We start from the raw sequence: 25,970 nt of genomic DNA, 5'->3' as shown, positions 1-25,970 counted from the left end.
CTACGGCGTGATCCGCGCCAGCTGCTCGAGGTCGGTCTCCTCGCGCAGCGGGTCGGGCGCCATCACCACCGAGGTGGCGTTGTCGGCGTCGTCGGCGAAATGGGCAAGCACGGTGTGGCCCTTTTCCATGCGCGCCTTGCCTTCGGCGACCAGACCCAGCGCCAGCGGATAGAGCCGGTGCTCCACCTTCAGCACGCGCGCGGCAAGCGTGTCCTCATTGTCGCCGACCATCACCGGCACGGCGGCCTGCGCGATGATCGGGCCGTCATCCATCTCGGGCGTGACGAAATGCACCGAGCAGCCATGGATGCGAACACCGGCGCGGATGGCCCGCGCATGCGTGTCCAGACCCTTGAAGGCCGGCAGCAGGGCAGGGTGGATGTTGACCATGCGCCCCTGCCATTTCTCGACCAGGCCGCGGCCGAGGATCCGCATATAGCCGGCAAGGGCTACGATGTCGGCGCCGAAGCCGACAAGCGCGGCGTCGAGCGCGGCGTCATAGGCATCCTTGCTCGGATGGTCGGCGCGCTGGATGACCTTGGTGGCGATGCCGCGCGACTGGGCGATGCCGAGGCCGGCCGCGTTGGCGCGGTCGGAAATGACGCCGACGATTTCTGCCGGATAGGTTGGATCGGCGGCGGCCGCGATCAGCGCCGTCATGTTGGAGCCCCGTCCCGAGATCAGGACGACCGTTCGTTTCCTGCTCATAGGCCGATCGAGCCCCGATAGATGACGCCGGCGTCGCGGCGCGGGACGATGCGGCCAATCGGCGTCACCGTCTCGCCGGCTTCCTGCAGCACCGCCGCGACCTGCGCCGCCTGGCCGGAGGCGACGGCGAGGATCATGCCGATGCCGCAGTTGAAGGTGCGCATCATCTCTTCCGGCGCGACGCCGCCGGTCTTGGCCAGCCACGAGAACACCGGCGGCACGTCGATCGCTTCGAGGTCGAGCTCGGCGGAAAAATCCTTGGGCAAAACGCGCGGAATGTTTTCCGGGAAACCGCCGCCGGTGATATGGGCCAGCGCCTTGATGCCATGCGTGTTGCGGATCGCTTTCAGGATCGACTTCACATAGATGCGCGTTGGCTCGAGCAGCGCCTCGGCGAGGCTGAGCTCCTCGTTGAATGGCGCCGCATCGCTCCAGCTAAGGCCGCTCGCGGCGACGATCCGGCGCACCAGCGAAAAGCCGTTGGAGTGCAGGCCGGACGAGGCAAGGCCGAGCAGCACGTCGCCTTCGACGATGTCGTCGGTCGGCAGCAGCTGGCCGCGCTCGGCGGCGCCCACGGCGAAGCCCGCAAGGTCGTAATCCTTGTCGTGATACATGCCCGGCATCTCGGCGGTCTCGCCGCCGATCAGCGCGCAGCCGGCCTGCCGGCAACCTTGCGCGATGCCGCCGACGATTGAAGCGCCCTGGTCCGGGTCGAGCTTGCCGGTGGCGAAATAATCGAGGAAGAACAGCGGCTCGGCGCCCTGCACGACGATGTCGTTGACGCACATGGCGACGAGATCGATGCCGATCGTGTCGTGCTTGCCGGCATCGATGGCGATCTTGAGCTTGGTGCCCACACCGTCATTGGCCGCGACCAGCACCGGATCGGTGAAGCCGGCGGCCTTCAGGTCGAACAGTCCGCCGAAGCCGCCGATCTCGCCATCGGCGCCCGGCCGGCGCGTGGCGCGCACCAGCGGCTTGATCTTCTCGACCATCAGATTGCCGGCATCGATGTCGACGCCAGCCTCGGCGTAGGTGAGCCCGTTTTTGCGCTCGGCCTTGTCGCCCTTGCTCATCGTCGGCTCGTCCTCGTTTCCATTGCCGGCTCTTCGCATGAATGGTTTCGGGGAGCAAGGATGGCCGTCGTTTCCGCCGACAAAAGCGTGGAAAGTGAGCACCGACATAGGCGATTGGCGAAGGCCGAGATGGCCAATCTCCCCCCTTTGCGGGGGAGATGTCCGGCAGGACACGGGGTGTGAAGGAATACCAGCGTCGATAATGGTTCTGACGACACGGCGAAAGAAGAACTCCGATATGCCGAGGGACAGCACCCCTCTGCCTTGCCAGGCATCTCCCCTGCAAGAGGGGAGATCGGCAGCTTCAGCGCCGCTCCTCTCTTGCCCAATTTACTTATCTCCATCATCTATTCTCCAATAAAAATCGCGACGGGACATCATGTGACCCTTCCCAACATGATCACGATCATGCGGCTGCTGCTCGTGCCCGCGGTGGTGCTCGCCATGCTGCAGGCGCATTGGGACTGGGCCTTTGCCGGATTCCTCGTTGCCGGCATCTCCGACGGCGTCGATGGCTTTATCGCGCGTCGCTGGAACCAGTCGTCCAGCCTCGGCGCCTATCTCGATCCGATCGCGGACAAGCTTCTGCTGGTCTCGGTCTTCGTCGTCATGGGTTTTGCCGGCGAACTGCCGCTTTGGCTGGTGGTGACCGTGGTCTCGCGCGACGGGCTCATTGTCTGCGCCGTGCTCTTGTCCAGCGTGATGAGCCATCCGGTCGAGGTCAAGCCGCTCTTCGTGTCGAAGGCCAACACCGCCGCGCAGATCGTGCTGGCGGCGCTTGTGCTGGGCGAACTTGCCTTTGCCGTGCACCTGGACCCGTTGCGGACCGCGCTCATATTGCTGACCGGGGTCTTGACCGTGGCTTCGGCCGCAGCCTATCTCGTGGCCTGGCTAAGGCATATGAGCGGCTATGGCGAAGGCTCCCGGACGAGCAACTCCCAAACCGGCGACATCAAGTCGGGCATCGGCAGATCGGGCGGCTCCGACACGGGCGCCTGACGGTGAAGCCGCGGTGATTGAGGCCGACGATAGCTCGGGCGGGCTTCGCCGCCAGGTCTTCTTCTGGCTGGCGACGGCGGTCCTGCTGGCGCTGTTCCTCTATATTTTCTCGGGCATTCTCCTGCCTTTCGTCGCCGGCATGGTGCTCGCCTATTTCCTCGACCCGGTCGCCGACTGGCTGCAGCGGCTCGGCCTCTCGCGCCTGATGGCGACCGTGGTGATCCTGATTGCCTTCATCGTCGTGGTGGTGCTGGCCTTGGTTATCCTGGTGCCGGTGCTGGCCACCCAGATGGCCGATTTCGCCCGCAAGCTGCCGGAATATCTCACCCGCCTGCAATCGCTGATCACCAGTTTCGACCCGAAATGGCTGGAGCAGCGTTTCGGCGTCAACGCCGCCGGTCTGCGCGACGGGCTGAATTCGCTGCTCACCTCCGGCTTCAGCCTGCTCACCACCGTCTTCACCTCGATCTGGAGCTCCGGCGTGGCGCTGGTCTCGGTGGTGAGCCTGTTCGTCGTCACCCCGGTCGTCGCCTTCTACATGCTGCTCGACTGGGACCGCATGGTGGCCGAGGTCGACGGCTGGGTGCCGCGCGATCATGTCGAGACGGTGCGTGCGCTTGCCCGCGACATCAACACCGCCACTGCCGGCTTCGTACGCGGGCAGGGCACGCTTTGCCTGGTGCTCGGCGCCATGTATGCCACGGGCCTGACGCTGACCGGCTTGAACTTCGCCATCCTCATCGGCTTCTTCGCCGGGCTGATCTCCTTCATCCCCTATGTCGGCTCTTTGACCGGGCTGGTGCTCGCCGTCGGCGTCGCCTTCGTCCAGTTCTGGCCGGACTGGACCATGGTGGTCGCCGTGGCCTGCGTGTTCTTCGTCGGCCAGTTCATCGAGGGCAACATCCTGCAGCCGCGGCTGGTCGGAAAGAGCGTCGGCCTGCATCCGGTATGGCTGATGTTCGCGCTGTTTGCCTTCGGCGCGCTGTTCGGCTTCGTCGGCCTTTTGATTGCCGTGCCGGCCTCGGCGGCGATTGCCGTGCTGGTGCGCTTCGCCATCAGCCGCTATCTCGAATCGCCGCTTTACAGGGGCAACGGCACACAGCCCGCGCCGCAATTGCCGGCCGACCGCGGCGGCGGTCATCGCTCGACGCGGGGCTGAAATGACTGCTCAGCCAGCCGACCCGCCGCGCCAGCTGCCGCTCGATCTCGGCCACGGCACCGGCTATTCGCGCGACGAGCTCGTCGTCTCGGGCACCAATGCGCAAGCGGCATCGCTGATCGACCGCTGGCCGGACTGGCCGTCGCCGGTGGTCGTGCTGGCCGGGCCGCCCGGCTCGGGCAAGACGCACCTCGCCCGGATCTGGCAGGATCGGACGCATGCCGTCGCCATCGATCCCGGCCGGATCGGCGAGCACATTGCCGGGCTCGGCATCAGGCCGGCGTTCATCGACGACATCGACAAGGCGGCGGTCGACGAGCACGGCCTGTTCCACCTGATCAACGCCGTGCGCGGCGCGGGCTCGACGCTGCTTTTGACGGCGCGGCGTTTCCCCTCCGCCTGGCGCGTCGCGCTGCCCGATCTCATCTCGCGGCTGAAGGCGGCGTCGACGGTCGAGATCCACGAGCCCGACGACCTTTTGCTTGCCGGCGTCATCACCAAGCTCTTCGCCGACCGCCAGGTCGAGGTCGAGCCGCATGTGGTGCAATATCTGGTGCGTCGCATCGAGCGCTCGCTCGCGACCGCCATGCGCGTCGTCGAGCGCCTCGACCGCGCCGCACTCGAACGCAAGACGCCGATCACCCGCGCCTTGGCCGCCGAGACCGTGAGCGCCATGGACGAAGGGCAGGGCGAGTTCGATATTTAGCCACCGATAGCGTCCCGGCGGTTACGCCCATAGCCCGGCCAGATGCTGGGCCAGAAGATACACGCCTGTGTGCGCCGCGATGTAACAGGCGGCGACAAGGACGAAAAACATCAGGCTGGCGGACCGCGACCGCGCGACGCCACCCGGTCTCTTGCTCGGCCGGTTGTTCCAAACCCAGAGCGCAGCGCACAGAATTGCCCAGACCACCATGACCGGAACGGCAAAGCCGTAATAGGCTAAATAGGCCGGGCCGATCAGCGACAGCACCGCCTCGACAACAGGCATGGGAAATCCCCTTTTGTTCAAAGCTTAGACCGGCGACAAAGTTGGAAGCGAGGGATTATTCAAGCCACAGCCGGTGTGTTCCGTGATCAACCCGTGGGAGCCAGCGGCCTAGCCGTCCCATTTCGGAACAGCCTTTCCGGCATCGCTCTTGCAAGGCAGACAATGCCGGTTGATCCCGGTCCCGGTCGCGTTCCTGATCGGGTTGTAGGCTCGCCGGGCTCGAGGTGTTGGGGTTCTCGCCCGGCGGGTTTACCGTTCCTCCGAACTGCGGCCTTGAGCTAGACTATCAAATGGTCTATTTAATGGACCAAATCATGGTCCATATAGGGTTGTCATGCAGATATCCGTGACAGACGCCAAGGGGCAACTGACCGAACTGGTGAGGCGCGCCGAGGCTGGAGATGAGATTATCCTGACCCGCCACGGTCACGCGGCCGTGCGTCTCGTCCCGGTACGGTCCGCGCCGGACCGGAAGCACCGCCGGAGCCTGCTGCAGGCCGTCCGGGCCTCCGGCGCTGCGAAAGCCAGTGCCGGCCCGCCTGCGGCGCGCAGCCAGGATTTCCTCTATGGCGATGACGGCCTGCCGGAATGATCGCGGTCGATACCTCGGCCTTGATCGCCATCGTCCTCGACGAGCCGGCGGCGGACGCCTGTATCGCTACGCTTGAAACGGAAGACGAACTTCTGATATCGGCCGGAACCGTAGCCGAGCTCCTGATTGTTGCCGCACGACGCGGCGTGGCCGAGGAAGTGCAATCCCTGCTCGACGGGCTCGGCTTCGAGATTGCGCCAGTCACGGAAGGCGCGGCTCGGCGTGTTGCCGAGGCTTACGCACGATGGGGCAAAGGCATCCACCCCGCGGCGCTCAACTTCGGCGACTGCTTCGCTTATGAGGTGGCGAAGGACCGCGCTTGCCGGCTGCTCTATGTCGGCGAGGATTTCTCCAAGACGGATGTCGAAGGCGCGATTTGAGCGATCCGGAAATGGGCTAGGTCGGCTTTCCCTTGAGCCTGTCCCGTAGCCGGCGCAGTTGCCGCCGCCACCATGGCTTCGGCTTGCGCGGGACTAGGACCATCTTGCCGTCGATGACGGCGTCGTCCACCCAGTCATGCACCCGCATGCGCCAGCTGGTTGAGACGCGGGCAAGCAGGGAGAGCGGATCGCCGCCGCTGATCCGCACCAGTTCCGGATCCTTCAGCAAAAGGCAGAAATCGAAATCCTGGGCGATGAGCGCGCGCAGGAACACGATCTGGCGCCGCATGCGGTGGAAGTCGCTTCCCTGTCCGTTGACCATGCTGCGGGCGCCGATCCACTGATGAAGACGGGCGCCCCTTAGCGTTTCGGCGGGCGGGCGGAAGGAAACCTGTTGGCGCCCGTCTTCGATGCGGCTTGTCGGTGTCAGTGGATACCAGAAATCGAGTGGCGCGGGGATCGGCACCCTGACGCTGGCTTCGGCAAGCGCGGCTTCGCTTGCGCCACGCCTGAGGCAGATCGCACTCTGCGCCGCAAATCCCAGTTCAGCAAGCGCATCGAGCAGCAAGCTTCCGCCACCGATGGTGAAAGCCGCGTTGATGCGGTCGCTTATGAGGGGAGACCACAAGTCGCGCGGCACCCATGTCAGCCGCCGCCTGGCGCCATCCACGACGACGATGATGTCTGTGTTGGCGTCCCAATTGTCCCTGTCGAGGATCGCCACGACCACGGCTGCCAAATGAGAGCCCCCTCTGGCCAGATGCCGGGGCCGGACCGGCTTGGTTCTTTCCGGGAAATGATGGTCGGAGTGGCGTGATTCGAACACGCGACCCCCTGATCCCAAATCAGGTGCGCTACCAGGCTGCGCTACACTCCGAAGCCGCGTTTCCATAGGGTTCCGGGCGTTTCAGGGCAACCCCAAAAATGCAAAAACGGAACGAACGGCATACAAATGCAACGATCGGCGCGAAAAGTCCCACGCGAAGTCCGCGGATGTTCACGGATCGCTTCTCCGGCGCTGGTGTCGCTGGTGAGGTTCGGCACTTCATTTTTTCAGGCGGCCCAAGCCTCACCTCATTGAGCAGCCAACTTCAATATTTCAGCTGTCACAAGGGATATCGCCGGCTCCTCATTCTCTATGTAAGCCGAGCTGCGATCTTCAATCCTTGGAACCGGCTTACCATCAGCCCACGGGCTCGCCTTCCCAGATGAGTCTTTCCGCTTCCTTTTCTCAAAGATGTCACGGTATCGTCGGGGCGAGATGCCGATGAAGGGTTCAAACAGAACCTTCGTCTCTCTCTCAGACGCGGAGAACGTTATGGAGTCGGAATGGAGATCCTTCGCGTGGCTCTTGGGGTAGGGCTCCAAAAAACGAGCCGATTGATACCGGACGACACTATGTGCTTGGCGCACATGTGACAGGGAAAGGTAGTGCAGAACAATATGGCGCCCGCTAAAGGTTTGCCGAGCCTGGCAGCGTCGGTGATCGCGGACATTTCCGCATGGATGATCCTGCCAAATTCGATCAGGTCCATCACTTTCGAATCTGCGATGGTTCGCTCCGACATCAAGCGACGAACCTGCTTGTGTGTCGACCCTGTTGAAAGCAGCTTGTCGGACAAGAACCCGAGCTTGCCCATCCTTTCGACGAGATCATCTACCACGCGGATTTTGCGGCTATGATTTCCATCAGTCCCCTCCTCAAAATCGCGATGCTTGTCGCCTGCGTCGTCGCACCAGTATGTGCCACCGAAGGCTTTTGGTACCTCATTGCATCCGAGAGTGATCACCTCACCATTCGGTGAAAATACAGCTGCGCCTACCTGACGAGAAAGGTCTAAGGACCTCAGCGCAGCTCCCGCCGCAGCATACATGCCATATTCGGTTTTCGTCGGTGACAGGCTATTGTGACCGAAAAAGGCTTTGATGAACCTGTCAACCGTGTCCGCAGCGCCCTGGTTTTCTTCACCTCTGACAAAAACATCACCTCGGTGAAAAACGTCCGACACTCTTTGTCCGAATTCGTCATCAACCTCGTTGTGATCAATGGAAATGAGGTCTATGGCTTGCTTTTCAGCCTCCCCATCTTCTACGGTTCCGGTTCCAAACTCTTTAATCTTGCGAACGAGTTGAGAGCGACGTTCATGCGGATCGGAGAAAACGGAAATCTGAACGAACTTACGACCATAAACCTGGCGCAGAAGCGCGATTTCTTCTTCGCGCTTAAACTGTCGAATAATGAAGGCCGTGCTGAGGAGGGGGGCTTCACGGGCGTCTTTCGCATCCAGCTGTGGCTGTAATTCCTGACGAAGCCGCCGTATCTCACTGATCGCCAGACATGCTAAGGCGGCTTGGTTATTTACGCTTCGGCGGACCAGGTCAGAGTTCTTGATCAACGACCGATAGCGAGCGCTATAGGATTCATCGTCGACCTGCAGATGTGGTATCAGATCGCGCATTACCCTCGTTATGTGAATCACCTGGCTTCTATAATTGACGCCTTTGAGAGAGGCCTCCAGGAAACCAACGATCGCATCCAAATTAACGCCGATCGGACCAACCAGTCCGATCACCAACTCCGGATCATCAACAGTGACAGTGTTGCCCATTTGCGCCCCATCAGGAACTTTCCTAGCTCCCTCATATTGTCTTAGGACGCATGTGATAGCTGATGTATCATCGAGTCGCAAAATCCGCTGGAGGGTAAAGCATGGCCGAGACGAACAACCGCAGAAACAGTTCGGAAATCTCCGCACAAGCGAGAAAAGACCAGCTCAGCGAAATCATGAGAGACGCGGTCAATAGCGTCTTGGAGCGGCCCGACGTCCGCCGTGGCCCGTACGTCATTGACAACAACGACATCAAAACCGCCGTTGCGTCGAGCTGATGCTGCCCAAAGCCCGCCGGCTTGCCGGCGGGCTCTATGAAAACCATCTGGTCAGCGACAAATCAGGCTCAAGGAGCGGGTAGCGGGGATCGAATCCGCGCGTTTACCTGTGCGCAGGCGTGGAAGCGATGAATCCCGCGAAAAGTCCCACAGAGACAAAAGACGCCTCCGCTAGCGATTTGAAACCAAGGGAAATCCGGTCTGAGCGTCATCAATCCCAAATCAGGTGCGCTACCAGGCAGCGCTACACTCCGACGTCCCGTGGCGTATAGGAGGCAGCCCCCGGAAGGCAACACAAAAACGGCAGGCCTGACCCGGATCAATGCCGCAGTGTTGAAGAGCGCCAGCTCTCGGTTTCAACACAGTGCCCGGATCGCCATGGCGACCTGCAAGGCGTGGCTGCAAAGCAGCGATTGAAGACCTAGCCGCCTCCCGTCGATGCCTTCGCGGCCCTCATGCCCCGTGGCCGTTCGGCTCAGCGTTGCTGGCCGGCGATCTTCTTGGCGATCGCAGCGCCCTGGATCCTTGCATTGGCAAAGCAGCCGCGAATGCTCGGCCGCATGCCGGTGAACCAGAGTCCGGGCAGCTTCGGGTCGTTCGCGGCGCCGTTGAACAACGGCACGCCCTTGGCGTCGAGCACGCCGAGCCGGCCCAGCATCGTCTCCAGCCCCGTGCGGTAGCCGGTGGCGGCAATGACGATGTCGGGCGCGATCGTCTGGCCATTGTCCAGCACGACGCCGTCGCGCCTGAATTCGCGCAATTGCGGCACCACGATGATGCGTCCGGCCTTGATGGCATCGACCGCGCCGTCGTCGGCGGCGATCGCCGTATAGTCGGAGCCGAGCCGGCTTGCGCCGCCCGCCGGGGCGGGGGGCAGGCCGTGTTTGGTAAGGTCGCCGAACACCAGGCGCTGCGTTGCCGCCATCACCGCGTCCGCGAGCTTTGTCGGAAAGCTGGCCATGAGCGGCGATATGCGGTGCACGGCGATCTTGCCGATGCGCTTGGGCAGCAGCGAAGGTCCGTTGCGCGCCGAAAGCCACATCTGGCCCGTCTCGACGCGGGAAAGATGGTTGAGCGCGTCGAAGCCGGAATTGCCGGCGCCGATCACCAGCACCGTCTTGCCGGCATAATCGCTCGCCCTGCCGAAATCGGCCGAGTGGATGATCGATCCTGAAAAATCCTCCATGTCTTTCCAGGCCGGGATGAAGGGTTGCCGGTCGCGCCCGGTGGCGATCACCACATGGCGCGCCGCCTTCAAGCCCGCGCTTGTCCGCAGCAGCCAGTGGTCGCCCCGAAATTCGATCTCATCGACCTTGACGCCTAAGGCTATCGGCAGCCGGTGCCTCTCGGCGAAATCGTTGAGATGGCCGATGACGGCGCTGCGGTGCGGGAAGGCCGGCGTTCCTGCCGGAAAGGATACGCCCGGCAGCGAGGAAAGGTCGCGATGCGTGTTGAGGTGCAGGTTGTCGTGGCGGCGATGCCAGGGCTCGGCCAGCCGTTGCTCGCGTTCCAGGACCTGCACCGTCACACCGGCCTTGGCCAGCGCATAAGCGGCGGCAAGCCCGGCGGCGCCCGCGCCGATGACTATCGCGCCTTCCAGTATCGCTGGTTCGCCGACCCCCGACGGCAAGACTTTCGCTTCCGCGTCCATTGGTGTCTTTATCGTCGCCATCATGCCTTCAACTGGCACGGCCATGTATCTGACATATGCCGCTCACGTGCCAAAAGGAATAGGCGGATGTTGCGAGACGTCCGGCATTGTGTCGCGGATTTTTACAAGCGCCGGCTAATGAGCCGGGTCGGCGTGGCGATGCACCAGCTTGAACGCGCCATCCTCCAGCCGGAACACTTCCGTCACCCGCAGGGTCATCTCGGTCGCCTCGCCGTTCTTGCCGATGCGCGCCTTGGCGTGCTGCAAGCCGCTCCAGAAGGCCAAATCGCCGCTTGCCGAAGCCTGCAGCACCTCAAGGTCGGTGTTGCCGCCCTTGTGGAAGCTTGCAGCGTCGCGTTCGTAGCGGCCGGCGACCGCTTCGGCGCCTTCGAGATGGTCGCCGCGCGGCGAGAAAAACGTCGCCGGTCCGGCGTGGGTGACGATCGCCTTCAGCGAGGTGGCATCGCCATTGACATAGTCCTCGGCGATCTTCTCGCGCTGCTTCATGAAGGCATCGAAGGACGAGCCGCCGGGGTGCACCCTCCTGATCCAGCTTTCCAGGCCGGCCATGAAATTCTCGAGGAAGGCGGCGGTGTCGGCATTGGTGACGGCGCCCTTATCGTCGAGCAGCTCCGCGACATTGCCGATATAGGCCTCCGGCTGCTGCATCACGGGCATGTCGAGGAAGACGAAGGTCTGCCGAAGCGCCTGGTTGGAGCCGAAGGCGCCGATCTTGCTCGGGCTGACGCTGACGACTCCGGCGGGCAGGTCCTTGAACACGCTCTTGCCCGGCGGACGCGAGCCGACATCGAGCGCGTTTTTCAGGCAGCCCGGGATCGAGCGGTTATATTCCGGGGTGACGAACAGCACCGCGTCGCATTCGCGTATCGCCGCACGAAAAGCCGACCACGCCGCAGGCGGGCTGTCGCCATCCAGATCTTCGTTGTAAAGCGGCAGGTCGCCGATCTCGATGAAGCGGCAGCGCACCGAATCCGGCGCGCGGGCGGCGAGCGCCTTGGCGATCTTGCGGCTGAAGGACTGGGCGCGCAGGCTGCCGACAAGGACAGCAAGCTGCAGGACGGCGTGTTCGGTTGCATTGGTCATGGCGAAACGTCCGGTTCTGATTTGCCTCACAGGGTAGGACCGGCTCGGGCCGGCCGCCCGACCTTTCGATAATGTCGCCAGCCCAGTGAGGTTCCCTACGTCATGGCGGGCCCCTGGCCGCTTGCGGCCTTGCCGCCGCGGCCATTGCACAGTAATGACGGATTGGCGCGAGATTTCAGGCATCCTGCAGGGTCTCGGATATTGCGCCGAACAAAGGTGCCCGGTCTTCGGGCGGCAAAGAGGTGGTCATGTCCGCGCGTATTTTCAGTCCAGCCAAAACCGCGATGCAGTCCGGCAAGGCCAAGACAGGACATTGGGTGTTGGAATTCGACCCCGCCCAGCGCAAGAAGATCGATCCGCTGATGGGCTACACCACCTCGGGCGACATGCTGAGCCAGGTGAAGCTCACCTTCGAGACGAAGGAAGAGGCTGTGGCTTATGCCGAGAAGCAAAAGATCGCCTATCGCGTGGAAGAGCCGAAGGAAGCCAAGCGCCGGCAGATTTCCTATTCGGACAATTTCCGCTATGACCGCAGGACGCCCTGGACGCACTGACTCCCGGTCTTGCGTCGCCTGGCGTAACCCGCCTCAGCCGGCCCGGCCGGCCGACGGTCCCGTAGCTCAGCTGGATAGAGCACCGGCCTTCTAAGCCGATGGTCGCAGGTTCGAATCCTGCCGGGATCGCCATTTTTGGCGCCGTTTTGCGCGGACTTACTTCCGCATCAGCTTAGGAGAGGGCTCGGTCAGCCATTGCTTGCCGTCTTTCTCACTGGCCCACGGATTGCCGAAGGCCTTGGTGGGCAACGGTTCCTCGTCAAACTCGAGCCGCACCTTCACAGCCCGCCGATCGCGCCGATGCTCGGCTTGCTTGAATGCCTTGTCGCTGTCGGCTGTGGTCATGCCGACGATCGGGGTATTTCTGCGGGACCGACTCATGGACGTGTCGCTTGGCTTGCGTTTTCGGGCGGACAAGCCCGAAGATCTGGTCAGCGCTTAAAAGTCTTCGGCTACCCTGCCGCTCGCGCCACCAAGATATGTGTTCCAGACGTAGTCGCGGATCAGCTTTCGATGCTCGGTTGTTCTGCGGTGATAACTGGGACGGTCAGGGTAGGATACGCCGGCAACATGGAAGAATGCTTCCTCGATGATCTCATGGTGTCCGACCGCGCCCGCCATCGTCATCGGATTTTCCCGAGCGATGGCTACCGCGACGTCACTTGTCCTGTCCAAATGCGAGTAAAGGACGTTCCAGTTTGCGCCGCCAGTATCAAGCCCCATCTTCAAGCGGGGTTCGAAATTCAGTTTTCGTCCCGCCGTGGCGGAGAAGCGATAGAAGCAGAAGCCTGCCCATAGATTCCAGTGTCGATCGGTCGGCCTCGGCTCGTGGATATGATTTCGACCTGGAAGGAACAGCTTGCCGTAGACAGCCTTGCCTTCCATCTTGGCCGGAATGTCAAACGGCATTACCGGAAAACAGTCATGATCAATGAAGCCGAATAACTCAGGCTCCAAGTGCCGTATGATGTTGTGATAAGTCCAGCTTATCGCGGTTCCGTGCGATCTGGACAGATGTTTTTCCACCCGCATCGGAAGCGCCAAATAAGGAACGCCTCTCAGTTTGCAGATGCTTTCTATTGCCTGTCTCGACGCCTGATCGGCCGAATTGTCGACAACGGCCAGGGTCATTCTCGGCGGGTGCATTTCCCATGCCTTGGCCAGCGCATCTATGACCCAGGGTGTATTGAACGCCACCGTAAAACAGACACGCGATGCACCAGTGGCTTTCAGGCGGTCTGCAAAACTGCGTCCGGCAGCTCGGCCCCTGTGCTCGAAAGCCTTGTACACTAAGCCATTTCTGGCTTCCTTCGCCGCGATGACTGCCGGCGCTCTGGTTATGATATCGACAATCTTCAGGCCCATTTGGCGTGCATAACTTGACGCCAAGTGGAAGGGAAGTCCGTCCTTCAAATCCCTTCATGCCCCGGCCTTAGTGACGGCTTGAAGCACAGCCGCTTCGCTTGAACGCTTGCAAACGGGGAAATTGCAGCCATAAGCGGCTGCATGAAGATTTTCGTGCCAGTGGAAGAAGCGATCCGTCATCTGCGCGACAGTTTGTTCGCAAAACTCAGATCTTTCGACTGGTTTCAGACTATCAGCCTGCTGGCTCTCAAGGACGACGTCATTCTCGTTACGAAACAGTTTGACGATCACATTCTAACATTCTCGCCTCGAGAAACCATCGGCAAGGACCTGTTCCGGAAGGGGCACTACCAACGCGATTTGGCCAATCGGGTTCTTGACCTTGTCGGCGTTCCGAAGGGAAGGGTGTTGCTGGAACTCGGCGCGAATATAGGCACGCACACCGTTTATTTAATGCGCAGCGGCAAGTTCGATCGAGCAGTCTCGCTGGAGCCGGATCCACGTAACCTCAAGCTACTGAAGCACAATTTATCGCTCAATGAGCTTTCGAGCCTGGTGACTGTCTTTGAATGCGCCGCTGGCGACAGAGAGGGCTCTATCGATCTCTATTTCGGCGATGACAATTTTGGCGCGAGCAGCGTAGTTAAGCCAAATGGCCATTCACGATCGATTCGGGTGCAGCTTCGTCGCGTGGACGGCATCCTGGCTGATGCCGAGGTCAACCTTGAGGATGTTGGCCTGGTATGGATGGATATCGAAGGCGCCGAGCCCGAAGCGCTGAAATCCATGGCTGAACTGGTGCGGCTTCGAGTGCCCATTCTCATGGAATACGGCCCTTGGCGGTATGGACCGGCAAAAACTGAGGAAATGGCCGAATATCTCTCCAGCCACTACAGGCGATGTATTGTCTTCGGTGGCAAAACCGAAAAGGAAATGAATATTCGCGATGTGTTCGATCAGCGAGACATTCTTCTTCTGCCCTGAGCTCTCATAGCCAACTTAGAGCGACCACCTGTCCCGCTGGCGCCACAGGTCCATGGGAGTTCGCCACAAGCGATACCAGCCGGCTCTTCTTATTTGCTCGGCAATTGGAGCGTCGCTGTACATCTTGAAGAACTGCAGCACGCGCGGACTGGCGAAAGCCTTTTTGCCGCGTGTGTTGTAGTCGCTGACCGGAAGACGGTGTCGGCTCAGAGCCAAGCCATTTCGAGAGAGCGCGACGCCGATGCAAAACTGCTCCGGTGCGTCTGTGTTGGTCAATTCGCGTACGGCCAACATCGCGGAATAGGCCTCCGTCAATGCACTGGCATTGGCTCTATGAATGCCAAGGATTCCGCTTTGCCACATCGGCTCGTGCCCAGTCAGGGTATAGTCTCCGATCTCGACGCCTTTGCCTGTGAGAACCGGGTAAAGCCGATGCTCGCCCTCACACTTGCGCATGAAAGAACGGGTCGGAGAAATCTGGCGAAACCCTCTGGATGGATCGACATAAGGGTAATGGTCGGAGTCCATGAAGATGAGGCGGTCCGCGTGCTTCAGAATCTCGATCAAGGACGCCGCCTTGATACCAAAATGATAGCGCCAGCCGAAAGACATCAGCTCTTTCTGGTCGGCGGTTATAGCGATCGTCTCTACGGGGTATGGACGAAAAAGCTCGGGCCTGTCGGTTGCGACGATTATCCTGGCGCCAGGGCAATTGTACAAAAGCTTAAGTGCGCTGAGCAGTGCGCCGAAGTGATAAACCTCGTTATCGCCATACGCGATATAACCAAAAACGTCGTCCATCCGACCTGAAATGGGAGAAGTGTCTGAAGTCCTCCCACTACCACACGCGCTTGTGCAATCCACTCAAAAGTTCCTCGATGGATCGGTTCCTTGCACCTGTTCGCACGTTTCTTTGTTGATGGTTCGGCCGATCCGAGGCTATGTCGCGGGAGCGTTGGGGAGATATTGAATGTCGGCGCTTTCCAAATGGCTGAGGGATGTGCGCTCCAAATTGCCGAAGCACGTGACGATCGGCCGCCACACTTACGGCGTGACGTGGCGGAAGGTGCTTTTTCCCTCGAAGGATGCTCCGCTGGAGATCGGTGCCTTCTGTTCGGTCGCCGGCCAGGTGCTTTTCATGTGCTCTGGCCAGCATCCGACCGACACGGCAACTTCGTTTCCGATCCATAGCCGGTTGCTGAACCAGCGCGAACCGATCGCTAATGGCGGCCGGCCGGGCGGCATCACCATCGGCAATGATGTCTGGATCGGCCACGGCGCCATGATTTTGCCGGGCGTCGAAATCGGCGATGGCGCTGTCGTCGGGGCAGGGGCTGTGGTCACGAAGAACGTGCCGCCTTACGCCATTGTCGGCGGGTCTCCGGCGGCGCTGATCCGGTATCGCTTCTCGCAGGACATCATCGCAAAGCTGCTCACCATCCAATGGTGGCATTGGGACGACGAGAAGATAAAAGCCGAGGCGGACACGCTTACCGGCCCGATCGAGACTTTCACCGAAAAGCATTTTGTGTCAGTCACCGCAACGAGGTGACGGTTAGCGGTTAGCGGAAAATGAAGTCGTGTTTCTTCCTGGCGACCGATGCCAACTACTTTCCGTATGCCTGCCTGGCGGCGAGCCGGATAATTGATGTCTCCACGCCCATCGACGGCTTTCTGCTCTACACCGGTGCAAGCGCAACGGACCTTGAAGTCGCCCGCCATCTGCTGAAAGCCAAGGTCGAGCTGGTCGATGTCACGGATTTCATGACGAATTTCGGCTTTCGCTTTGGAACATATAGCATTGCCGCTTACGTTCGGCTTTTCGCCGATCAGTTTCCGGTTTTCGAGCCGTACGATCGCATCGCATACACGGATTGCGATGTTCTCTTCAACAGAGATATCAATGACTTGGCCGGCCAGCGGCTGCACGCACCGCTGCTCGCCGCGCATGACGACTACATGTATTTCAGGCCTTCATACCGCCAAAAGCTCAAGCTGGCGCCCGGCGCGCCGTATTTCAATTCCGGTGTCGTCGTCTTCGACATGAACGCTGTCCGGGAGAGCGCCCTGCTGGAGCAGACGCGCAAGGCCGCCATTCATGGCCAGATGAATGATCAAAATGCCCTGAACGTCGTCTTCGAGGGCAAGTGGCAGACGATGCACCCCAACTGGAATTTGCAATCGCTCGGAACGAGAGATTTTCGTTTCTCGCAAGCCTGGGCCAGGCATTTCGCGGGCGGTAAGCCGTGGGGCAATCAGGTCGGCGTCGAACTCGAAGCTCTCAGGATATGGCGCGACCTGGCAAAGGACACGCCTTGGGGCAAGCCGTTCGAGCAGCGCATACCCTTCGAGCGCGGCGTGATGAAGCGCTTCTTCCGGCGCTTCGATGCTGTTGCCGGTCTTTTCGGCAAGGACGTGCAGCGCCGCCGGGCCAGATATGACGGCACGAAGATGCATCGGCTCTACGCCCGGCAGGCGGATGAAGGAGCAATGGCGGTCCAGTTTCCCGAAGTGCTTGGCGATTTCGCCTGATCAGGCGTCGCTTCGCCCTCATTGAAAACAAAGCCCGCCGCGGCAATGGGCAACCGCGACGGGCTTGGCGACGCCCCTGGTGGGACGCCATTGGAAAATCGAGCGCTACGCCAGCAGGCCGGCGACCTTGGCTGCCTTGCGCAGTGTCTTGCGGGCTTCCACCGGGCTGCGCAGGCCATCGAGTGCATCGCGGCAGACACGGCTTGCCGAGCGCCAGGCGCCGCCGCGCGCCGGCCCCGGCCAGCGCTGGTCGAGGCATTCCATCGCCTCGAAACAGCTTGATACCTTGCGCTGGCCGTTTGGCTGGAAATCGATCACGACTGGTTCGGAAAACCAGACATCGTTCATCACTTCCTCCGTTCTTGTGATTGTCTTTAGAGCAAGCAATCGGCGCCGGATGGGCGCCCGATGCAGGTTCGCGAGGCGATGCGGAACCCGCGCGTTAACCAACCATCCCGCATTAGGTTCCGAAGAATCTTAAGGTGGCCGACAGGCCGCGTTCGGACCGGCTCATGGGCACCGGTTGGCGCGCGGTCCGGGCCGTTAAATCGCGCGACCAAAGGCCTTGGAACGCTCTATTCCACCAGCACATGCGCCTCGCGCGCGGCGACGATAAAGGCCTCCCTGGCGTTGTCCGCCGCGATGTCGCCGCGGATCGCCCGGCGGCAGGCGCGCAGCGCCGCGCCATGCAGCGCGCTGCCGGCATCGCGCCATTGGCCGGTCAGCAGTTCGACGGCTTGCTCCGCGTTGGATATATGCCGGATAGAGCCGGAAACGCCGACGGCGACTTCGACCGGCCTGGAAAACCATCCCTGGATCATCGCGAAAGCTCTCCCGAAATATGTCGGAACACGAAATTTTGCCGCGTGGTTCCGATCCGGAACGTCAACTTACCGTGAAGCCGTCTCACGAAGGCGGCGCACGCTGCTCATCTGCCAAGCGGCCGCCGCGAAAGCTCCATCAATTCCGCCTCGTCGGTGATGCCCGCCATGTAATTGGCGATGATGCGCGAAGCGCGCGCTTCCTTCTGTTCGGCGGTCTCGCCCTCGACATTGCCGTTCGCGTAGACACGGCCAAGCATGGCCGTCTCGTCAGGGGTGAATGTGTTGCGCACAGCGGTCATGGCTTCCTCCTATAGCCCGGCCCCTCTCTGCCCCGGCTAACATATTAGCATGCTTCAAGATCGGGAGTGAGTCGCCGGTACATCGCCGCAGGCCTCTTTGGTCAGGCGCCTCGGCCGGCCTGCTTTCGCGGCTGCGGCTGAGCGCTGTTTTTGCCGGCCTCGTTATATTCTTGCCGAATGAGCGCTGCGCTGATACGCATTAGCAGCACGGAATTTTTCCGAGTCTGCATTGACTTGCGTCGAGAAAAGCGCCGTGCGTTCTGTCCGAGACCAGCAACCCCGACGTGGTGGCAACCGGGTTACGAAGGGATTCTGGTCGAAAAGAAGCAGGGCAGGTCCCGCCCAAATCGGGGCAGGCCCGTCAACGCTCTGGAACTCCGAAGCCATTGCCCCCATGGCCTTCGGAAGAGCATGAACCATGGGGAAATCGATGGTCACCAAGAAACTTACCGCCAACGCAGAAAGCGCGGCAGCCTTTCTTGCGGTGATGGGCAACGAGAAGCGTCTGCTCATCATGAACTACCTCGCTGAGGGCGAACTCTCGGTCGGCGTGCTCGCCGACAAGGTCGAACTCAGCCAGTCGGCGCTGTCGCAACACCTGGCCAAACTGCGCAGGTTTGGCCTTGTCGAAACCCGCCGCGATCGTCAGATGGTCTATTATTCCTGCAAGTCTTCGGCAGCGCGCGAGCTTCTGACACTGCTCGATGGCCTGCTGACGACGGACAAGCCGCTTGCCGGACCGGCAAGGCAGGCCTTGGTCGAAAGAATGCGGCGGCCGCAAGCCGCCTGAACATACTGGCACGCACGGACGAGGCCGGGAGGCCTTCGTCCGGCGCGGCACTTCCATGGCGCAGACTGCGTGCAAGCGGCCGCATCGTGACCCGCCCACGTTTCCTTGAACCGCTCCTGCCATACTGCTCGCCGGCGGATTCATCACGTTTGTTTGAGAGGCGACGCTTGGACGTCCGATTTTCGCTGCAAGCCACTAATAGAAAACGATTTTGTGTATGAGCGGGTCTGGCTCAGCCGAAGGTTACAGATTTGTAAGTCGCATGGTCGGGCGCTGTTGGCTAAATTCCGAGTCGATCCACACCCCCGGATCATGACGGCGCCAAGCTTCCACTTCGGCTCCGTAAGAGGCTCGCCGCTCCGGCGGGCCTCTTTCGTTGCGGGTCGACGATGTGCCTTGCCGCCCGCCGACGCCTCGCTCTAGCGTGCGCCGCGCTGCCTTGTGATGACGCTGCGCACGGCGAGCACCAGCACGGTGATGATGATCAGGATCACCGAGAGCGCGGCGATCGCCGGGTCGATGTTGTCGCGCAGGCCCATCCACATCAGGCGCGGCAGGGTGATGGCGTTGACCGAGGTGATGAACAGCGTCACGCCGATCTCCTCCCAGGAGAGCACGAAAGACAGCAGCGCCGCGGTGACGATGCCGAACTTGATATTAGGCATGATGACGCGCGTCGCGCGCTCCCACACGCTGGCCCCGAGCCCGCGCGCGGCAAGGTCGATGCGCCGGTCGAGCTGGCTGAGCGACACCAGCATGAGCACCGTGGCGAAAGGCACGGTCATCACCGAATGCGCCATGGCGACGCCCAGCCAGGTATCATACCCGAAGAAGGAGGTGATGCCGGAAACCGAGGTGAGCAGGAAATAGAGCGTCACCGCCGAGACCACCGGCGGCACCACCATCGGCAACAGCACGAAGCCGACAAGGGCGGCGGTGAAGCGCGGCTGAAACATCCACACGCCGAGGCTGAAGGTGAGGGCAAGCGCGGTGGAAAGGATGCTGCTGACGATGCCGATCCTGAGCGAAAGCAGGATCGAGTCCAACCAGCGCGGATCCTCGATCAGCGAGCGGTAGTGGCGCAGCGATAATTCACCCGTCGGCATGGTCAGCATCCGGCTCGGCGTCAGCGACACCGGGATGACGGCAAGCAGCGGCATCAGCAGGAACAGCGCCACCACCACGGCGAGGAGCAGCGAGACGGGGCCGGGGCGGTAGGTCGGCATCTCTGCTACACCAATTGCTTCGGTTTGACGTAGCGGAACAGCAGCGCCATCAGCGCGCCGACGAACACCACCAGAACGACGCTGATCGCCGCGCCCAGCCCCCAGTCCGGGCTCTGGAAGATGCGCAGATAAATCAGCTCTGCGATCATCACGCTGCGGCCGCCGCCGAGGATTGCCGGCGTGACGAAGAAGCCCAGCGAGAAGACGAAGGTGATCAGCGCCGAGCCGATGATGCCGGAGCGCGTCATCGGCACGAACACCGTCCAGAAGGTGCGCATGCGGCTGGAGCCAAGGCCACGCGCCGCAAGCAGCACGCGCTCGTCCAGGCTACGCATGGCGGATGCCAGCGGGAACACCGCGAAAGGGATGAGAAAATGCGACATGCCGACGATGACGCCGAACTCGTTGCGCACCAAAGTCAGCGGCTCCGAGATGAAGCCGACCGATTGCAGCCAGGTGTTGATCAGGCCGCGGTTGGAGAGCAGCGCGACCCAGCCGAAGGCGCGCGTCAGCACCGAGATCCAGAAAGGCACCAGGATGCAGAACTCGGACAGCACACGCTGCACCGGACTGCCGCGCACCCAGACCACGGTGATGGCATAGGCGGCGGTGACCGAGACCACGGTGACGATCGCCGCGATGCGCAGCGTGCGGATGAACACCGACTGCACCAGGTCGTCGGTGAGCAAAGCGTGGTACTGGCCGAGGCCTGGCGTTGGGAGGGTAAAACTCCACTTCACCACGCCGAAGAAGGGCCAGGCATAGGCAAGGATCAAAAACAGGAGCAGCGGCGCCATCAACAGCGCCGCGCCCATCCTGTCGGAGAGGGGGCCTCTCATCGGTCAGAAATCTCGGCCTGATCAGGCCGAGATGATCTTGGTGTATTCGTCGAGCGCGGCGCCGTAATTCTTGGCGTACCACTCCATGTCGAGCGGGATCTGCTTCTTCATATTGTCCGGATCGACCGGGTTGATGCGCTTCTTGTCGGCCGGGATCAGCGCATCGGCCGCCGGATTGGCCGGGCCCTGTCCGAGCTTGTCGAACATCACCAGCTCCTTCTGCGGATCCTGGGTGCTGGCGATGAACTTCATCGCCGCGTCCTTGCCGCCGGGATTGTTCTTCAGCACCGCCAGCGCGCCGGGCGAGATCAGGCCCTGGTCCCAGATGAACTTGATCTGGCCGCCGGAGTCCTGCTCGATCAACGAGGCGCGGGTCGACCATACGATCGCCATCGAAGCCTCGCCGTTGAGCAGCACGCTCTGGCTTTCGGCGCCGCCGCCCCAATAGGAGACGACGTTTTCCTTGAAGGCGGCGATCTTGTCATGCGCGCGCTTCAGGTCGAGCGGATAGAGCGAGGCGGGTGCCACACCGTCTGCCAGCAGCGCCGCTTCCCAGCTCGATACGCCCCATTTGTAGAGCGAGCGCTTGCCGGGGAATTTCTTGACGTCGAAGAAGTCGGCCATGCCGGTCGGCGCGTTGGAGCCGAATTTCTGCGAGTCGTAGGCGATCACATAGGAGAAGAAATAGGTGGAAGCCGCATATTCCCAGCCGAAGCCCGGCCGCATCTTGCTCTTGTCGACGACCTTGTAGTCGATCGGCTCGAGCATGCCCTGGCCGCCGAGTGTGATGGCCGAGAACGGATCGACGTCGACCAGGTCCCAGGTCGGCGCGCCGCTCTTGTACTGCGCGGCGATAGCACCTTCGGTCGGGCCGGAGCCGTCCATCTTGACCGGGATGCCTGTTTCCTTGGTGAAGGCCTGGCCGTAAGCGGCATCGTAAGCCGTTATGGCGTCGCCGCCCCAGTTCACCAGCACCAGCCCTTTGGTCTCGGCTTGAGCGCCGGTCGAGCGCAAAAGCATCGGCGTGCCGGCGAGCACGAGGCCCGCAAGCTGCGCGAACTGCCGGCGCGAGATCTCGCCGCGCTTGGTCCGCTCGGCGAGGGATTCGATCGTCTGTTTCTTGGTTTCGTTCGTCATGTCAGTTCCCCTTGTTGTCGTTGATTTTGAACCGGAAGCCGGGCGGCGAATTAAGGCCGCGGCGGCGCTCTCTATTGTCCTCCGTCCGGAAGGAGGAAACCCTTTTCCGCCGGCCAGGTCAGCCAGACGGAATTGCCTTTGCTCAGCGCAGCGGCCGCGACCTCGTTCGGCACCGATACGGTGACCTTGGCGCCCTGGCGCGTGGTGAGGTCGAGCTTGGTCGCGGCACCGAGATAAGTCGAGGCGACAGCGGTCGCCGCGATGCCGTTTTGGTTGGCGAACGCCTCCGGCGCGATCGACATGTCTTCGGGGCGGATGGCGAGGATGGCGTCGCCTTTGATCGCCTCGGCCTTGCAGCGCATGTTGACCGCGCGGTCTTCGCAGAGTCCGGTCGCGCCATTGTCGGCGGGGCGCACGCCCTTCACCGGCAGCATGTTGATCTCGCCCAGGAACTCGGCGACGAAGCGGTTGGTCGGCCGGTTATAGACCTCGTCGGGCCTGCCGACCTGCAACAGCTTGCCGTGATTGAAGATGGCGACGCGCGACGACAGCGCCAGCGCCTCGCTCTGGTCGTGCGTAACGAAAACGAAGGTGGTGCCGGTCTCCTGGTGCAGCCGCTTCATCTCGGCCTGCATCTGGCCGCGCAGGCTCTTGTCCAGCGCCGAGAACGGCTCGTCGAGCAACAGCACGCCCGGCTCGAACACCAGTGCGCGGGCCAGCGCCACGCGCTGCTGCTGGCCGCCGGAAAGCTGCGCCGGCAGCTTCTTCTCGTGACCCTTCAGCCCGACGCGTTCGATCATCTCGCCGACACGGCTTTTGATCTCGGAAGTGGATTTCTTGCGCACCTTGAGCGGGAAGGCGATGTTCTGCTCGACGCTCATATGCGGAAACAAAGCGTAGCCTTGGAACACCATGCCGGCGGCGCGCTGCTCGGCCGGCCGGTTGGTGATGTCGACGCCGTCGCTGAAAAGCTTGCCTTCGCTCGGCTGCACGAAACCGGCGAGGATCATCAGGAAGGTGGTCTTGCCGGAGCCGGAGGGCCCAAGCAGCGTCAGGAATTCGCCGCGGCCGATATCGAGCGTCAGATTATCCAGCGCCCGGAACGAGCCGAAGCTCTTGCCGATCCCGTTCGCCTTGATCTCTGCGGCCCGGCCGGGTTGCTGCATCCTGCCTCTATCCTCACCGTCAAGCCAAATCGTAGGCACGGCTGCGGCTCACCGCAACCGAATAGTTTTCGCCTGATCGGCAAATTTGATTCACGCGTGGTGCGGAGCGGCGACGCGGGAGCGCCAAACTCAATACTTAGCCAGACTGCTCTCCGACAGCTTCGCCCTCAGCCAGTCGCCGAAGGCATTGAGCACCGGGTGCCCCGCCTTGGCGTGCTCGAAGACCAGAAAATAGGAGCGCGGCGACGGGACGGTCGCCTCGAACGGCTTGACCAGCCGGCCTTCGCTCAGCGCCTGGCGGCCGGTCAGCTCGTCGCCGAGCGCAATCCCCTGGCCGGCGATTGCCGCCGAAAAGACCAGATTCATATCGGAAAAGAAGATGCCGCCTTCGGTATCGGGATTTTCCACCTTGGACAGCGCCAGCCAGCGCGCCCAGTCCTCGGTGTCGGAAAGATGCAGGAGGTTGGCGCGCAGCACGTCGGCGGGTTTGGAAAAACCGCCGACCTTGTTGAGCAGTCTCGGGCTGCAAAGCGGCGTGAAGGAGACCTCGCACAGCAGTTCCACCGCCCGGTTCGGCCAGTTGCCGACGCCGAAGGCGATGAAGGCGTCGGCATCCGGATTGCTGACATCGTCGAGCCGCCGCGGCGTGAGCACCGAGAGCGTCACGTCCGGGTACATCTGCTGGAACTCGCCGATATGCGTGCACAAAAACATTGAGGCGAAGCCCGGCGGGCAGGAGATAGCGAAGGAGCCGCCGACGCCGGCGCCGCTGTTCTGAGTCCTCGCATCGCCAAGCACGGTCAGCGCCTTTCGGACGTCGGCCGCGTAGCGCTGGCCGCGCGGCGTCAGCGCCACGCCCTTGCCGATGCGCTGCAGGAGATCGAAGCCGAGGTCGCGCTCGAGCAGCCGCAACTGATGCGAGACGGCGCTGCGGGTGAGGTGGAGTTCGTCGGCGGCGCGCCAGACGCTGCCGTGACGGGCGAAGCTGTCGAGGGCGCGCAGCGCCTGCGTGGATGGTATTCGCAAGAGGCCTCAGGTGAACCGAATTTGCACGAACCGGGAAAACATATCACTTTTTGATGCGCGGCTTCACTGCTTTCTTTTAGGCATGGACAAACCGGTGACGACCTCGGCGCAAGAAACCGCTTTAGCCTGCATCGACAGCATCCAGCCGCTGCTCTCGGCCTGGACACGCACCATCTTCGACTTTGGCGAAACCGCCTGGCGCGAGTACCAGTCAGCGGCCTGGTATGTGGAACGGCTGAAGCGCGAAGGCTTTTCGATCGAGGAAGGCTCGGGCGGCATACCCACTGCCTTCTGCGCCCATTGGACGAATGGCGACGGCCCCGTGATCGGCATGTATGGCGAATACGACGCCGTGCCCGGCAATTGCCAGGACGCAGCGACGGTGAAACGCGCGCGGCCGGGCCTTGGGCAGGAGGCGGGTGGCCATACCGATCCGCATTCGGGCCTCGGCATCGGCAGCCTCGGCGGGCTTTTGGCCACCAAGGCGGCGATGCTGGAGCACGGCATCAAAGGCACGCTGCGCTTCACCGGCGAGCCGGCCGAGAAGGTGCGGGGCTCCAAGCCTATCCATGCTGCCAAGGGCTATTATGACGGCCTTGCCGGCATGATCTCCTTCCATCCCTTCTACATGCTGCCGCTCTGCAACACCGCGCGCTGGGACACGCATTGCGGCGCCGCCTATGCGATGATCTACCGCTTCATCTGCGACGAACCGGAGAACTGGGTTCGCGCCAGCGACGCAGCACCCATCCCGCAGGCGCATTCGGCGGTCAGGGCGCCCGGCGCCAACGACGCGCTGATGATGATGTACATGGCGTCCAAGGCGCTGCGCGATTCCATGCTGACGCATCAAGGCAGCTGGTCGATCAGCGAGGCAATCCTGACCGCGGGGCAGGCGACCGCCGACAACCTTCCGGCCGGCCTTGCCGAGATCCAGTACATGATCCGCGTGCCGACCATTGCCATGGCCGAGCAGGTGACTGCCGTTCTCGACCGCAACGCGCAAGCCGCGGCGAAGATGAGCGGCTGCCGCTACGAGCGCCATTGGGTGTCGAAGTCGCGACCCGGTCTCGCCAACCACGCCATGGCCGACATCACCTATCAGTCACTCTCGATCGTCGGCGCGCCGCGCTGGAGCGAGGAGGCGAGGGCGATCGCCCGCGAGGTCCAGGTCAATGCAGGCGGCGAGGCGACGGAAAATCCGTTCATCGACGAGCTGGAACAGCTGATTTCGCCGCAAGAGGCCGAAGCGATCCTGCGCCGCGATCTGCCGCCATCGCAGGTTAATTCCACTTCCGACGATTACACCGACATGAGCTGGCATGCGCCGACATCGCGTTTCTACATCGCCCGTCCGGCGCTGCGCGCAGCCGCCGGCTACACCTATCCGGCCTGGGCGATGAATGCGCTGGGCGGCATTCCGGCGACCATCGACCCGATGGTCACCTGCGCCGCGAAGACGGTTGCGCTCACCGCCCTGCGCTTGCTCGAGGACAAGACCGCGCGCGACGCCGCGATGGACGAATTCGTCAAGCGAACCGGCGGCGGCGTCGGCGGCTCGAACTGGATCGCGCCGCTCTGCGACTACGAACCGCCGATCAACTTCCGCTGGCCCGAATATGTCACCACGCCGCGCGGGCGCGACTGGTGGATCCCGGCCGCTTCGATCTCATGACACGAA

The 25,970-nt window shown here is 62.2% G+C and carries 30 protein-coding genes, 2 tRNA genes and 1 pseudogene; 13 read left to right on the top strand and 20 right to left on the bottom strand.

Translation table 11 applies throughout. The features are described from left to right. Both purN and purM read right to left on the bottom strand, forming a co-directional pair. Positions 1-708: a phosphoribosylglycinamide formyltransferase gene (gene purN / locus LB515_RS20445; RefSeq protein ID WP_224708775.1), complete on the bottom strand. Its 708-nt coding sequence runs from the start codon at positions 706-708 to the stop codon at positions 1-3. Next, entirely contained in the window at positions 705-1,784 is a 1,080-nt protein-coding gene (gene purM / locus LB515_RS20440; protein ID WP_095767195.1) for a phosphoribosylformylglycinamidine cyclo-ligase, read from the bottom strand. The genes purN and purM overlap by 4 nt, the downstream gene beginning before the upstream one ends. A 381-nt stretch (positions 1,785-2,165) precedes the next feature. Between purM and LB515_RS20435 the strand changes: the two genes are divergently transcribed. From LB515_RS20435 to hdaA, 3 genes are read left to right on the top strand one after another with little or no spacing between them, the layout of a single operon-like run. Beyond that, positions 2,166-2,783 carry a CDP-alcohol phosphatidyltransferase family protein gene (locus tag LB515_RS20435; protein ID WP_224708774.1) on the top strand — a complete coding sequence of 206 codons (618 nt, stop codon included), beginning with the start codon at positions 2,166-2,168 and terminating at the stop codon, positions 2,781-2,783. After that, positions 2,695-3,942, top strand: coding sequence for an AI-2E family transporter (locus tag LB515_RS20430; RefSeq protein ID WP_224708773.1), 1,248 nt, complete (start codon positions 2,695-2,697; stop codon positions 3,940-3,942). The genes LB515_RS20435 and LB515_RS20430 overlap by 89 nt, the downstream gene beginning before the upstream one ends. A gap of 1 nt (position 3,943) precedes the next feature. After that, positions 3,944-4,648 carry a DnaA regulatory inactivator HdaA gene (hdaA, locus tag LB515_RS20425; RefSeq protein ID WP_095767092.1) on the top strand — a complete coding sequence of 235 codons (705 nt, stop codon included), beginning with the start codon at positions 3,944-3,946 and terminating at the stop codon, positions 4,646-4,648. A gap of 21 nt (positions 4,649-4,669) precedes the next feature. On the opposite strand, the gene LB515_RS20420 is transcribed toward hdaA, so the two are convergent. After that, the gene (locus LB515_RS20420; RefSeq protein WP_224708772.1) at positions 4,670-4,933 is read right to left on the bottom strand and encodes a hypothetical protein; all 264 of its coding nucleotides are present in this window, start codon (positions 4,931-4,933) and stop codon (positions 4,670-4,672) included. Positions 4,934-5,267: 334 nt separating this feature from the next. Here LB515_RS20420 and LB515_RS20415 point away from each other — a divergent pair, with 334 nt between their 5' ends. Both LB515_RS20415 and LB515_RS20410 read left to right on the top strand, forming a co-directional pair. Next, a complete protein-coding gene (locus LB515_RS20415) occupies positions 5,268-5,525 on the top strand; it encodes a type II toxin-antitoxin system Phd/YefM family antitoxin (protein ID WP_140846092.1) in 258 nt (85 codons plus the stop codon). Further along, on the top strand, positions 5,522-5,905 hold the full coding sequence (locus LB515_RS20410) for a type II toxin-antitoxin system VapC family toxin (protein ID WP_140846093.1): 384 nt from the start codon (positions 5,522-5,524) through the stop codon (positions 5,903-5,905). The genes LB515_RS20415 and LB515_RS20410 overlap by 4 nt, the downstream gene beginning before the upstream one ends. Before the next feature lie 16 nt (positions 5,906-5,921). Here the strand turns inward: LB515_RS20410 and LB515_RS20405 are convergent, their stop codons facing one another. The 3 genes from LB515_RS20405 to LB515_RS20395 form a co-directional block, all read right to left on the bottom strand. Continuing rightward, positions 5,922-6,644, bottom strand: coding sequence for a hypothetical protein (locus tag LB515_RS20405; RefSeq protein ID WP_141245331.1), 723 nt, complete (start codon positions 6,642-6,644; stop codon positions 5,922-5,924). 61 nt (positions 6,645-6,705) lie between these two features. Beyond that, positions 6,706-6,782 (bottom strand) — tRNA-Pro (locus LB515_RS20400). 439 nt (positions 6,783-7,221) lie between these two features. Continuing rightward, entirely contained in the window at positions 7,222-8,514 is a 1,293-nt protein-coding gene (locus LB515_RS20395) for a deaminase (protein WP_224708771.1), read from the bottom strand. 101 nt (positions 8,515-8,615) lie between these two features. On the opposite strand from LB515_RS20395, the gene LB515_RS20390 reads away from it, so the two are divergent. Continuing rightward, entirely contained in the window at positions 8,616-8,792 is a 177-nt protein-coding gene (locus tag LB515_RS20390; RefSeq protein ID WP_224708770.1) for a hypothetical protein, read from the top strand. Between the two features lie 475 nt (positions 8,793-9,267). Here LB515_RS20390 and LB515_RS20385 read toward each other — a convergent pair whose 3' ends face one another. From LB515_RS20385 to LB515_RS28345, 3 genes and pseudogenes are all read right to left on the bottom strand, one after another. Continuing rightward, complete coding sequence (locus tag LB515_RS20385) at positions 9,268-10,443, bottom strand: flavin-containing monooxygenase (RefSeq protein ID WP_224708793.1); 1,176 nt, start codon at positions 10,441-10,443, stop codon at positions 9,268-9,270. Between the two features lie 135 nt (positions 10,444-10,578). Then, positions 10,579-10,950 (bottom strand): nuclear transport factor 2 family protein, encoded by a 372-nt coding sequence (locus LB515_RS28350; protein WP_224525197.1) that lies wholly within the window; start codon positions 10,948-10,950, stop codon positions 10,579-10,581. Positions 10,951-10,986: 36 nt separating this feature from the next. Next, positions 10,987-11,547, bottom strand: a pseudogene (locus tag LB515_RS28345) (NADPH-dependent FMN reductase); the annotation flags it as partial. Positions 11,548-11,795: 248 nt separating this feature from the next. Here LB515_RS28345 and LB515_RS20370 point away from each other — a divergent pair. Together LB515_RS20370 and LB515_RS20365 are read left to right on the top strand one after the other, a co-directional pair. Next, the gene (locus LB515_RS20370) at positions 11,796-12,101 is read left to right on the top strand and encodes an ETC complex I subunit (protein ID WP_095767098.1); all 306 of its coding nucleotides are present in this window, start codon (positions 11,796-11,798) and stop codon (positions 12,099-12,101) included. Between the two features lie 55 nt (positions 12,102-12,156). Beyond that, positions 12,157-12,233, top strand: a tRNA-Arg gene (locus LB515_RS20365). 24 nt (positions 12,234-12,257) lie between these two features. Here LB515_RS20365 and LB515_RS20360 read toward each other — a convergent pair. Beyond that, positions 12,258-12,446 carry a hypothetical protein gene (locus tag LB515_RS20360; protein ID WP_224708769.1) on the bottom strand — a complete coding sequence of 63 codons (189 nt, stop codon included), beginning with the start codon at positions 12,444-12,446 and terminating at the stop codon, positions 12,258-12,260. Positions 12,447-12,539: 93 nt separating this feature from the next. After that, positions 12,540-13,466 (bottom strand): hypothetical protein, encoded by a 927-nt coding sequence (locus LB515_RS20355; protein WP_224708768.1) that lies wholly within the window; start codon positions 13,464-13,466, stop codon positions 12,540-12,542. A 141-nt stretch (positions 13,467-13,607) separates the two neighbouring features. Here LB515_RS20355 and LB515_RS20350 point away from each other — a divergent pair, with 141 nt between their 5' ends. Continuing rightward, a complete protein-coding gene (locus tag LB515_RS20350) occupies positions 13,608-14,450 on the top strand; it encodes an FkbM family methyltransferase (RefSeq protein WP_224708767.1) in 843 nt (280 codons plus the stop codon). Positions 14,451-14,465: 15 nt separating this feature from the next. Here LB515_RS20350 and LB515_RS20345 read toward each other — a convergent pair whose 3' ends face one another. After that, entirely contained in the window at positions 14,466-15,251 is a 786-nt protein-coding gene (locus tag LB515_RS20345) for a hypothetical protein (RefSeq protein ID WP_224708766.1), read from the bottom strand. A 169-nt stretch (positions 15,252-15,420) separates the two neighbouring features. Here LB515_RS20345 and LB515_RS28340 point away from each other — a divergent pair, with 169 nt between their 5' ends. Together LB515_RS28340 and LB515_RS20335 are read left to right on the top strand one after the other, a co-directional pair. Further along, positions 15,421-16,002: a CatB-related O-acetyltransferase gene (locus LB515_RS28340; protein ID WP_411969158.1), complete on the top strand. Its 582-nt coding sequence runs from the start codon at positions 15,421-15,423 to the stop codon at positions 16,000-16,002. Positions 16,003-16,022: 20 nt separating this feature from the next. Beyond that, entirely contained in the window at positions 16,023-16,982 is a 960-nt protein-coding gene (locus LB515_RS20335) for a glycosyltransferase family 8 protein (RefSeq protein WP_224708765.1), read from the top strand. Positions 16,983-17,087: 105 nt separating this feature from the next. On the opposite strand, the gene LB515_RS20330 is transcribed toward LB515_RS20335, so the two are convergent. The 3 genes from LB515_RS20330 to LB515_RS20320 all read right to left on the bottom strand — a co-directional run bounded on the left by LB515_RS20330 (position 17,088) and on the right by LB515_RS20320 (position 18,105). After that, positions 17,088-17,330, bottom strand: a complete 243-nt coding sequence (locus tag LB515_RS20330) for a DUF982 domain-containing protein (RefSeq protein WP_095767102.1) — start codon at positions 17,328-17,330, stop codon at positions 17,088-17,090. A 227-nt stretch (positions 17,331-17,557) separates the two neighbouring features. After that, positions 17,558-17,803, bottom strand: coding sequence for a DUF982 domain-containing protein (locus LB515_RS20325; RefSeq protein WP_095767103.1), 246 nt, complete (start codon positions 17,801-17,803; stop codon positions 17,558-17,560). 107 nt (positions 17,804-17,910) lie between these two features. Continuing rightward, entirely contained in the window at positions 17,911-18,105 is a 195-nt protein-coding gene (locus LB515_RS20320; protein WP_095767104.1) for a hypothetical protein, read from the bottom strand. A 430-nt stretch (positions 18,106-18,535) separates the two neighbouring features. Here LB515_RS20320 and LB515_RS20315 point away from each other — a divergent pair, with 430 nt between their 5' ends. Continuing rightward, positions 18,536-18,895, top strand: a complete 360-nt coding sequence (locus LB515_RS20315; RefSeq protein ID WP_095767198.1) for an ArsR/SmtB family transcription factor — start codon at positions 18,536-18,538, stop codon at positions 18,893-18,895. Positions 18,896-19,314: 419 nt separating this feature from the next. Here LB515_RS20315 and LB515_RS20310 read toward each other — a convergent pair whose 3' ends face one another. The 5 genes from LB515_RS20310 to LB515_RS20290 all read right to left on the bottom strand — a co-directional run bounded on the left by LB515_RS20310 (position 19,315) and on the right by LB515_RS20290 (position 24,289). Next, positions 19,315-20,121, bottom strand: coding sequence for an ABC transporter permease (locus LB515_RS20310; protein WP_224708764.1), 807 nt, complete (start codon positions 20,119-20,121; stop codon positions 19,315-19,317). Between the two features lie 5 nt (positions 20,122-20,126). Beyond that, positions 20,127-20,960, bottom strand: a complete 834-nt coding sequence (locus LB515_RS20305) for an ABC transporter permease (protein ID WP_224708763.1) — start codon at positions 20,958-20,960, stop codon at positions 20,127-20,129. 21 nt (positions 20,961-20,981) lie between these two features. Next, a complete protein-coding gene (locus tag LB515_RS20300; protein WP_224524851.1) occupies positions 20,982-22,097 on the bottom strand; it encodes an ABC transporter substrate-binding protein in 1,116 nt (371 codons plus the stop codon). Positions 22,098-22,168: 71 nt separating this feature from the next. Beyond that, the gene (locus LB515_RS20295) at positions 22,169-23,263 is read right to left on the bottom strand and encodes an ABC transporter ATP-binding protein (protein WP_224708762.1); all 1,095 of its coding nucleotides are present in this window, start codon (positions 23,261-23,263) and stop codon (positions 22,169-22,171) included. 129 nt (positions 23,264-23,392) lie between these two features. Further along, positions 23,393-24,289, bottom strand: coding sequence for a LysR substrate-binding domain-containing protein (locus LB515_RS20290; protein WP_095767109.1), 897 nt, complete (start codon positions 24,287-24,289; stop codon positions 23,393-23,395). An 82-nt stretch (positions 24,290-24,371) separates the two neighbouring features. Here LB515_RS20290 and LB515_RS20285 point away from each other — a divergent pair, with 82 nt between their 5' ends. Then, complete coding sequence (locus LB515_RS20285; RefSeq protein WP_224708761.1) at positions 24,372-25,964, top strand: amidohydrolase; 1,593 nt, start codon at positions 24,372-24,374, stop codon at positions 25,962-25,964. The last annotated feature ends 6 nt before the right edge of the window (positions 25,965-25,970 follow it).

The organism is Mesorhizobium sp. CA15 (assembly GCF_020165215.1).
Classification (GTDB): domain Bacteria; phylum Pseudomonadota; class Alphaproteobacteria; order Rhizobiales; family Rhizobiaceae; genus Mesorhizobium.
The sequence above is the reverse complement of the archived record's forward strand: the minus strand, read 5'-3'. Positions and strand labels throughout refer to the sequence as shown.

Bases quoted from the DNA above. Each gene is read 5' to 3' on its own strand.
- purN (WP_224708775.1), bottom strand. From the start codon at position 708: ATGAGCAGGAAACGAACGGTCGTCCTGATCTCGGGACGGGGCTCCAAC.
- purM (WP_095767195.1), bottom strand. From the start codon at position 1,784: ATGAGCAAGGGCGACAAGGCCGAGCGCAAAAACGGGCTCACCTACGCC.
- LB515_RS20430 (WP_224708773.1), top strand. From the start codon at position 2,695: ATGGCGAAGGCTCCCGGACGAGCAACTCCCAAACCGGCGACATCAAGT.
- hdaA (WP_095767092.1), top strand. From the start codon at position 3,944: ATGACTGCTCAGCCAGCCGACCCGCCGCGCCAGCTGCCGCTCGATCTC.
- LB515_RS20420 (WP_224708772.1), bottom strand. From the start codon at position 4,933: ATGCCTGTTGTCGAGGCGGTGCTGTCGCTGATCGGCCCGGCCTATTTA.
- LB515_RS20415 (WP_140846092.1), top strand. From the start codon at position 5,268: ATGCAGATATCCGTGACAGACGCCAAGGGGCAACTGACCGAACTGGTG.
- LB515_RS20410 (WP_140846093.1), top strand. From the start codon at position 5,522: ATGATCGCGGTCGATACCTCGGCCTTGATCGCCATCGTCCTCGACGAG.
- LB515_RS20395 (WP_224708771.1), bottom strand. From the start codon at position 8,514: ATGGGCAACACTGTCACTGTTGATGATCCGGAGTTGGTGATCGGACTG.
- LB515_RS20390 (WP_224708770.1), top strand. From the start codon at position 8,616: ATGGCCGAGACGAACAACCGCAGAAACAGTTCGGAAATCTCCGCACAA.
- LB515_RS20385 (WP_224708793.1), bottom strand. From the start codon at position 10,443: ATGGACGCGGAAGCGAAAGTCTTGCCGTCGGGGGTCGGCGAACCAGCG.
- LB515_RS28350 (WP_224525197.1), bottom strand. From the start codon at position 10,950: ATGAAGCAGCGCGAGAAGATCGCCGAGGACTATGTCAATGGCGATGCC.
- LB515_RS20370 (WP_095767098.1), top strand. From the start codon at position 11,796: ATGTCCGCGCGTATTTTCAGTCCAGCCAAAACCGCGATGCAGTCCGGC.
- LB515_RS20360 (WP_224708769.1), bottom strand. From the start codon at position 12,446: ATGACCACAGCCGACAGCGACAAGGCATTCAAGCAAGCCGAGCATCGG.
- LB515_RS20355 (WP_224708768.1), bottom strand. From the start codon at position 13,466: ATGGGCCTGAAGATTGTCGATATCATAACCAGAGCGCCGGCAGTCATC.
- LB515_RS20350 (WP_224708767.1), top strand. From the start codon at position 13,608: ATGAAGATTTTCGTGCCAGTGGAAGAAGCGATCCGTCATCTGCGCGAC.
- LB515_RS20345 (WP_224708766.1), bottom strand. From the start codon at position 15,251: ATGGACGACGTTTTTGGTTATATCGCGTATGGCGATAACGAGGTTTAT.
- LB515_RS28340 (WP_411969158.1), top strand. From the start codon at position 15,421: ATGTCGGCGCTTTCCAAATGGCTGAGGGATGTGCGCTCCAAATTGCCG.
- LB515_RS20335 (WP_224708765.1), top strand. From the start codon at position 16,023: ATGAAGTCGTGTTTCTTCCTGGCGACCGATGCCAACTACTTTCCGTAT.
- LB515_RS20330 (WP_095767102.1), bottom strand. From the start codon at position 17,330: ATGAACGATGTCTGGTTTTCCGAACCAGTCGTGATCGATTTCCAGCCA.
- LB515_RS20325 (WP_095767103.1), bottom strand. From the start codon at position 17,803: ATGATCCAGGGATGGTTTTCCAGGCCGGTCGAAGTCGCCGTCGGCGTT.
- LB515_RS20320 (WP_095767104.1), bottom strand. From the start codon at position 18,105: ATGACCGCTGTGCGCAACACATTCACCCCTGACGAGACGGCCATGCTT.
- LB515_RS20315 (WP_095767198.1), top strand. From the start codon at position 18,536: ATGGTCACCAAGAAACTTACCGCCAACGCAGAAAGCGCGGCAGCCTTT.
- LB515_RS20310 (WP_224708764.1), bottom strand. From the start codon at position 20,121: ATGCCGACCTACCGCCCCGGCCCCGTCTCGCTGCTCCTCGCCGTGGTG.
- LB515_RS20305 (WP_224708763.1), bottom strand. From the start codon at position 20,960: ATGAGAGGCCCCCTCTCCGACAGGATGGGCGCGGCGCTGTTGATGGCG.
- LB515_RS20300 (WP_224524851.1), bottom strand. From the start codon at position 22,097: ATGACGAACGAAACCAAGAAACAGACGATCGAATCCCTCGCCGAGCGG.
- LB515_RS20295 (WP_224708762.1), bottom strand. From the start codon at position 23,263: ATGCAGCAACCCGGCCGGGCCGCAGAGATCAAGGCGAACGGGATCGGC.
- LB515_RS20285 (WP_224708761.1), top strand. From the start codon at position 24,372: ATGGACAAACCGGTGACGACCTCGGCGCAAGAAACCGCTTTAGCCTGC.